At 56.3% G+C, this 6,766-nt stretch carries 5 protein-coding genes; all 5 read left to right on the top strand.

What is annotated here, in order from left to right; genetic code table 11:
• Window positions 1-230 precede the first annotated feature (230 nt).
• The 5 genes from RE6C_RS00555 (at window position 231) to RE6C_RS00535 (ending at window position 6,733) form a co-directional block, all read left to right on the top strand.
• Window positions 231-1,661, top strand: a complete 1,431-nt coding sequence (locus tag RE6C_RS00555) for an NADH:flavin oxidoreductase (protein ID WP_008652847.1) — start codon at window positions 231-233, stop codon at window positions 1,659-1,661.
• A 455-nt stretch (window positions 1,662-2,116) separates the two neighbouring features.
• Window positions 2,117-2,797: a hypothetical protein gene (locus RE6C_RS00550; protein WP_008652845.1), complete on the top strand. Its 681-nt coding sequence runs from the start codon at window positions 2,117-2,119 to the stop codon at window positions 2,795-2,797.
• Window positions 2,798-2,862: 65 nt separating this feature from the next.
• Complete coding sequence (locus RE6C_RS00545) at window positions 2,863-4,308, top strand: phytoene desaturase family protein (protein ID WP_039960798.1); 1,446 nt, start codon at window positions 2,863-2,865, stop codon at window positions 4,306-4,308.
• Window positions 4,305-5,063, top strand: coding sequence for an ABC transporter ATP-binding protein (locus RE6C_RS00540; RefSeq protein ID WP_008652843.1), 759 nt, complete (start codon window positions 4,305-4,307; stop codon window positions 5,061-5,063). The genes RE6C_RS00545 and RE6C_RS00540 overlap by 4 nt, the downstream gene beginning before the upstream one ends.
• The gene (locus tag RE6C_RS00535) at window positions 5,063-6,733 is read left to right on the top strand and encodes a putative ABC exporter domain-containing protein (RefSeq protein ID WP_008652842.1); all 1,671 of its coding nucleotides are present in this window, start codon (window positions 5,063-5,065) and stop codon (window positions 6,731-6,733) included. The genes RE6C_RS00540 and RE6C_RS00535 overlap by 1 nt, the downstream gene beginning before the upstream one ends.
• Window positions 6,734-6,766: the final 33 nt, after the last annotated feature.

The raw sequence follows: 6,766 nt of genomic DNA, 5'->3' as shown, positions 1-6,766 counted from the left end.
AAGACTTGGCGGCGTACTTGTAAGCGTTGCCTGACGTCTCTCGAGGACGGTTCACGTTTTCGAGACGTGCGAAACAGCAAGCATCACCCATTTGTTGCGGCGAGAACCGCGGCGAATGCTTGGCGGCTGAATTGACCAACGGCCTTTTCGCTCAAGCAAACGATCGCACGCAAGATCGCACGGACGACCGACACTTTTTCTATCACCTTTTCCCTGAATGATTCATTGCCATGGCCTATCCACGCGTCGCGTCGTTGAAGACCCACGATGACTTTGTTTCGCACTTGCGAGACAGCGACATCGAAATGCCATCCGATGCGGAAGTGGAATCCGGCGACGCATCGCCGTTGGCGCAATCGTTCGAGGTCCACGGGCAAACCGTTGGGAATCGGTGGAGCATCTTGCCGATGGAAGGTTGGGATGGAACCACCGATGGGTTGCCGACTGATTTGACACGGCGTCGTTGGCGTAACTTTGGGCTCAGTGGAGCCAAATTGATTTGGGGCGGTGAAGCGGTTGCGGTTCGGCATGATGGACGAGCCAACCCGAATCAGTTGCTGCTGACGGATAAAAACCTTTCCGCGATTGAATCCTTGCGTCAAGAGTTGGTCGACGAGCACGAATCGCACTTTGGACGCAGCGATGATTTGCTGGTCGGTTTGCAACTGACTCACTCGGGCCGTTTTTCACGACCGAATATCAAGTCCTTGACCGAGCCGCGAACGGTTCAGCGGAACGTGGTTCTGGATCGACGAGTCAAGATCACGGACGACTCCGCGATTTTCACCGACGATGAGTTGTCGACGTTGATCGATGATTTCATCGAGGCAGCGGTGCGAGCGGAAAAGGCCGGGTATCGATTCGTCGATGTCAAACACTGCCACGGGTACTTGGGACATGAGTTGCTGGCGGGACGCGAACGAACGGGCAAGTTCGGCGGTAGCTTTGAGAACCGAACGCGTTTCTTGCGTGACATTGTTTCAGGAATCGAAGCGGCCACGAACGATCTGAAGATTGGTGTGCGTTTGAGTCTGTTTGACTTCCTGCCGTTTCATCCCGGTGCCGACCGCGTGGGTGAGCCTGAACCCGGCGGCGAACCGAACAAGGTGTTCGGTGGTGGCGAAGACGGATTGACGATCGACATGACGGAGACGTCAAAGTTGGTTGATTTGATGCACGAGATCGGCATTCGAATGATCTGCACCACGGCGGGCAGTCCGTACACGAACCCTCACATTCAACGTCCCGCTTATTTTCCGCCGAGCGACGGGTACACGCCGCCGGAGGATCCGTTGGCGGGCGTCGCTCGTCAAATCGCGGCCGTTGCCGAAATGAAGAAGAAGCATTCAGAGATGATCTTCATTGGTTCGGGGTACACCTATCTGCAAGATTACTTGCCCAACGTCGCGCAGGCCGTTGTGAAGGCCGGGATGGCGGACTCGATTGGTTTGGGACGCATGGTGTTGTCGTATCCCGATCTGCCCGCGGATGTGACGGCGGGAACGGTGTGGCAACGCAAGAAGGTGTGCCGCACGTTCAGCGATTGCACGACCGCCCCACGAAACGGGATCATCAGCGGGTGCTACCCGTTGGATCCGTTTTATAAAAAGCGAGATGAACGCAAGCAGCTGAATGATCTGAAGAAGGCGCTTCAGGCGTAGAGGTCGTGCAGTTTTTAGATGCCGTGCTTGCAAGATTGAAATCACTCTCCTGAACGCAGTTGGGGAGGGTCGGAATGCGAGTGTTCAGCGAGAATTCCGGGGAGTAGAATACTCGCCTTTTCCCATGCTCGGCCCTCACCCTCGCGTTCGCCTGGACGGCGTCGCTCGACCTCTCCCCAAACTTCGTTTCGGGAGAGGTGCGTTGTGTGTTAATCTGCCGAAAAGCGGAATCAAAAAACTGCGTGGCATCCGTAGGCGGCGGGGGCGTAGTGGATGAGGCCACGAATCCCTGAGTGATTGACGTGGTGGACGAGGCAACGAGTCCCAACCCGAAGGACTCGTTGCCTCGTCCATTACGAAAAATTGTTTTAGGTGGGTTTGCGAAACGCTACTCTGTTGGGGCCGATTCGATGGCCAGCATTTCGCCCTCCAACCCGCTGTGATCGACAACGCCGATGAATGAGAATTCCGATCCGCGTCCGTTGCCAAGCCGTCGCGGGCGATTTTCTCTCCGGCAACTGCTGCTCGCGATCACGATGATTGCTTTGGTTTTGGGCAACGTCGTGTCGATCCTCCGTTTGCGAAAGGCGGAGTCTGCGCTGGCGGCTTTGCGATCGGAATCGGGGTATTTGTCTCCCACCGAAGATGATTCCGTCGCCGCCATTCGGGCTCCGTCGGAGCTTCCGCTGAACTACGTTTTTCGAGTTCGTGTTCCCGAAGGCACGCAATTCGACTACCGGTTGGCCTACAGCACTTGGTTGCCGAAGGGAAAAACGCAGCCCGATTGGTACTCCATGATTGCGATTCGGCCCGGTGAATCGTTGGTCACCGTCCGGATTGCGGAAGATCCCCGCGACGAGCGTTGGAAAATCTCTACACTGGTGCGAGATTCCGGCGGGGTGCGGCGGATGGGCACCACGTTGCCCGAGGCTCACACGGCGATCTTCCGAGCGTCGCACGATGTCATATCGACCGGCGTGGCGGGTTCCATGGTCACATTGCCGTTGGGCCAACCCTTGCGGATACTGGACGATCGATGGCTGGTCGGCGACGAATCACTGTTGCTGTCCGGTGACAAACCCGTCAACACAGACCAAATCGGTGTCTACGCCGAACTGCAGCCCATCGCACGTTGATCGCTGCGACACACACATCTTCACCCGATACACCCAAGCTTTTCGCGAGACCAAAGACCCCAGCCATGGCAAAGGATTTTTTGAAGGGAGCCGCCGACGAATACGACGTGGTCGTGATCGGCAGCGGATTGGCTGGCATGACCTCGGCCAACATTCTCGGCCGTGCCGGACACCGAGTGTTGCTGTTGGAACAGCACTACAAGCTTGGCGGTTTGGCAACTTGGTTCTTGCGTCCTGGCGGGCACACGTTTGACGTCTCGCTTCACGGATTCCCGCACGGCATGATCAAGTCGTGCCGTCGGTACTGGAGTCGCGACATCGCCGACCGAATTGTTCAGCTGAAAAACATTCGTTTTGACAACCCGCAGTTCTCGTTGACGACGACGTTCAACCGAGAAGACTTCACGAAGTTGTTGACAACGAAGTTCGGCATCGAGCTCGGCACGGTCAACGAATTCTTTGACACTGCTCGAGGAATGAATTTCTACGACGATCAAGCGACGACGACACGTCAATTGTTCGATCGTTTCTTTCCCGGTCGCGACGACGTGGTGCGGTTGTTGATGGAGCCGATCACGTATGCCAACGGATCGACGTTGGAAGATCCCGCGATCACGTACGGGATTGTATTCAGCAACTTCATGAGCAAAGGCGTCTTCATCTATGAAGGCGGCACCGATGACTTGGTCGCTCGGATGAAGAAGGAGTTGGAATCCAACAGCGTCGACATTCGCATCAATTGTCCTGTCGAGGAAATCGAAGTTGCGGATTCACCGATCCAAGGCACGCGGGTTTCGGGTGTGAAGGTGCGAGGTCGATCGATCAAGTGTCGCGCGGTTGTTAGCAACGCGAATTTGCGAACGACGGTGCTGAAGATGCTGGGACCGGAAAAGCTCGATAAGAAATTTGTGGAAGAAACCGAGGCGGTGCGACTGAACAACAGCAGCACGCAGGTGTACATGGCATTGAAACCGGGTGAAGAAATTGATGAGTCGAGCGGCGATTTGTTCTTCACCAGCACGGCGAAAGAGTTCCGGACGGATCTGCTGCTCAGCCGCGACATCACTTCGCGAACATTCAGTTTCTATTACCCTCGAACACGGCCGCACAAAAAGGAACGCTACGCGATCGTCAGTAGCACCAATGCGAACTGGTCGGACTGGGCGAATTTGAGCGAAGAGGAATACGAAGCCAGCAAAGCGGACTTGGTTGAAACAACCATCGACGCGCTCGAAAAATACATTCCCGGAGTGCGGAACAAGATTGATCGTGCCGAAGCGGCGACGCCCAAGACGTTCCATCACTACACCCAACATGAAATGGGCGCAAGCTTCGGGACCAAGTTCGAAGGTCTCGGGGTCAGTCGAGCGTTGCCGCAACAGATCAAGGGCATGTATCACGCGGGCAGCGTCGGCATCATCATGAGTGGCTGGTTGGGAGCGATCAATTACGGTGTCATTGTCAGCAACGAAGTCGATCAAAACTTGGTTGCTGAGTCGACGCCGGTATGATCGAAGTCAGCCAGTTCACGAAGTGCTACGACGACTTCACCGCGGTGAACTCCATTTCGTTTGATGTTCCCGCCGGACGAGTCGCGGCATTGGTGGGGCCCAACGGAGCTGGCAAGACAACAACGATTCGAACATTGTGCGGCATTCTGTCTCCGACGGCCGGCGATCTGCACGTCGCGGGCGCGTCGTTGAATGACGATCCATTGGCGGTGAAGCGACGGACCGCCTACGTGCCGGATGACCCGCCGCTGTTTGATTCGATGACGGTCGATGATCATTTGCGTTTCATTGCGTCGGCGTATCGGCTGACTGATTGGGAACCGCTCGCGGAAGAGCTCTGCGGCCAATTTGAATTGACGGAAAAACGCGAAACGATCGCTTCGGGTTTGTCTCGCGGAATGAGGCAAAAGGTTGCGATCGTTTGTGCTTATCTGCGGCAACCCAGCGTGCTGTTGTTGGACGAACCGATGACGGGATTGGACCCGCCGAGTATTCGCCGGTTCAAACAAACCGTTCGCGAACAAGCCGACCGGGGCGCGACGGTTTTGGTCAGTTCGCACTTGTTGTCATTGGTCGATGACATCTGCGATCACCTGGTGCTGATGCGTCGCGGCGAGGTGTTGTTTCATGGGCCGCTGGAACAGGCTCGGCAAGAATTCGGTGGCGATTCGCACTCGCTGGAGGAAGTCTTTTTCCGTTTGACGTCGGAAGATTCGGATTTCGAAGATTCGATTTCCGAAGAGGAGTCCGCTTGATGAGCGGGCGGCCTTCGATCATCGATCCCGCGTTGACGCGATTGACCGGGGTGCTTTTGAAGACCGCCTTTCGGCAACTGTTCCGGCATTTGAAGAGTCCATCGGGAGCCTTCGTCGGATTGTTGGTTTTGGGGACCGTCGGCATGGGTTTGATGCCGATGATCGTGGCGACCTACACCGGGTCGCTGGACCAAATCAAGATGTACTCAACCGTCACGTCAACGATTCCGTTGATGATGCTGGTGATCGTCGCCATGGCGATTTACTTTGACATTGGGCAACAGATCACAGAGCTTCGTCCGCCCGAGTTGCAGTTTGTCTTGGCGGGGCCGTTCACCAACCATCAAATCCTTTCCTATCGGTTGATGACACTGGCGCTCACGTGGGTGGTCAGCAGCAGCTTGATGTCAATCTTTGCTCTGCCCAGTGCCGGAAGTTATTTGTCCGCGGTCTTGGCGATCTACACCGGAGGAATGACGGTCACGGCGCTGACGACATTGCACGCGTTTAGCAAACCGCTGTTGGCGTCTTGGGTGCGAACGTTGATTGCATCGAGCCTGCTGGGTTCGGTCGCGTTGTTGTTGATTTCATCGTTGCCTCTGGGGATGAGCGAAAGCGGGTTTTCATGGCAAACGTGGTTGCTGTCGTGTCAGTCGTCGCCGATCGGATCGATCATGACGCTGCCGTTCGTGCCGTTTGCCAATTTGATGCAATCACCCATCGGGCTCTCGATGCTGGGATGGCTGGGCGTGTGCGTCGCGATTTTGGTTTCGGCTTTTGGATTGTGCTATTCGATCAACGTCGGGTTCGCGGAGTTGGCCGTCGAGGGTGTTTCGCGAAAGCAGGTTCGGATCCAGCGAATGCGTTCGGGCCAATTTGGCCGGATGAAAAAGAAAGAACATCGCTCCGCTTGGAAGCTGTTTGATTTTCCGTGGTGGGGTGGGATTGGACCGGTTGCGTGGCACCAAGTCACCTTTGCCATTCGTCGCAACGGAACGTTGTTGGTTGGCTTGTGGGGCATCGCGGTGGTAGCAGGTTTGGGACTGATGGTTTTTCAGTTCTTTCGCCCGGGGACGATCCACGCCAACTTTCGCGAATTTTCAATGCCGATCGCGATGGCGGCGTCGACCTACTTGGGGTTCCTGCTGACGATGAGCCAGCCGATTGGATTGGCGATGACGCCGAAGTCGTTGACTTGGTTTCGGATGTTGCCGTGCCGCCCGATCGCGATCGTCGTTGGGATGTTGGCGGGGCACGTGGTGGTGTTGGTTTCGATCCGGATCGCGTTTGCGGTGATCGCCGCGTTCATCACAACGCGTGGCTTGGGCGAGGGAGCCGGCGTTTTCGTCGCCGGGGTGAGTTTGGACATTGCGTATGGATCGGCGATCAATTTGGTGACCGCCGCGACGGTTTTGAGAGCGATGCCCACCGGGACTCCCGATGTGCTGCAGGGTGGCCGAACGATGCTCTATATGTTCGTGTTGATGCTGGCCTTGTTGCCGTCGCTGATTGTGGCAGCGATCGCGGGGGGAGTGGCGGCGGTGGTGAGCGACAAGGATTGGCTGTTGATCGCACTCGCGGCGGCGGCCGGATCGTTGCTGTGCCAACCCGTGATTTGGTGGATCACGTCGGTGTTTTTTCGTGATCGCGAGCTTTTTCAAGCCGATTGACCGGCAAAACCGGGCATTTGCGACTGTTCGCGA

Source organism: Rhodopirellula europaea 6C (genome assembly GCF_000338295.1).
In the GTDB taxonomy this organism is placed as follows: domain Bacteria; phylum Planctomycetota; class Planctomycetia; order Pirellulales; family Pirellulaceae; genus Rhodopirellula; species Rhodopirellula europaea.
Note: the sequence above shows the minus strand (reverse complement) of the source record. Positions and strands in the feature narration are given on the sequence as shown.

Excerpts from the sequence above, each read along its gene's own strand:
- RE6C_RS00555 (WP_008652847.1), top strand. The coding sequence starts at position 231 with ATGGCCTATCCACGCGTCGCGTCGTTGAAGACCCACGATGACTTTGTT.
- RE6C_RS00540 (WP_008652843.1), top strand. The coding sequence starts at position 4,305 with ATGATCGAAGTCAGCCAGTTCACGAAGTGCTACGACGACTTCACCGCG.
- RE6C_RS00535 (WP_008652842.1), top strand. The coding sequence starts at position 5,063 with ATGAGCGGGCGGCCTTCGATCATCGATCCCGCGTTGACGCGATTGACC.
- RE6C_RS00550 (WP_008652845.1), top strand. The coding sequence starts at position 2,117 with ATGAATGAGAATTCCGATCCGCGTCCGTTGCCAAGCCGTCGCGGGCGA.
- RE6C_RS00545 (WP_039960798.1), top strand. The coding sequence starts at position 2,863 with ATGGCAAAGGATTTTTTGAAGGGAGCCGCCGACGAATACGACGTGGTC.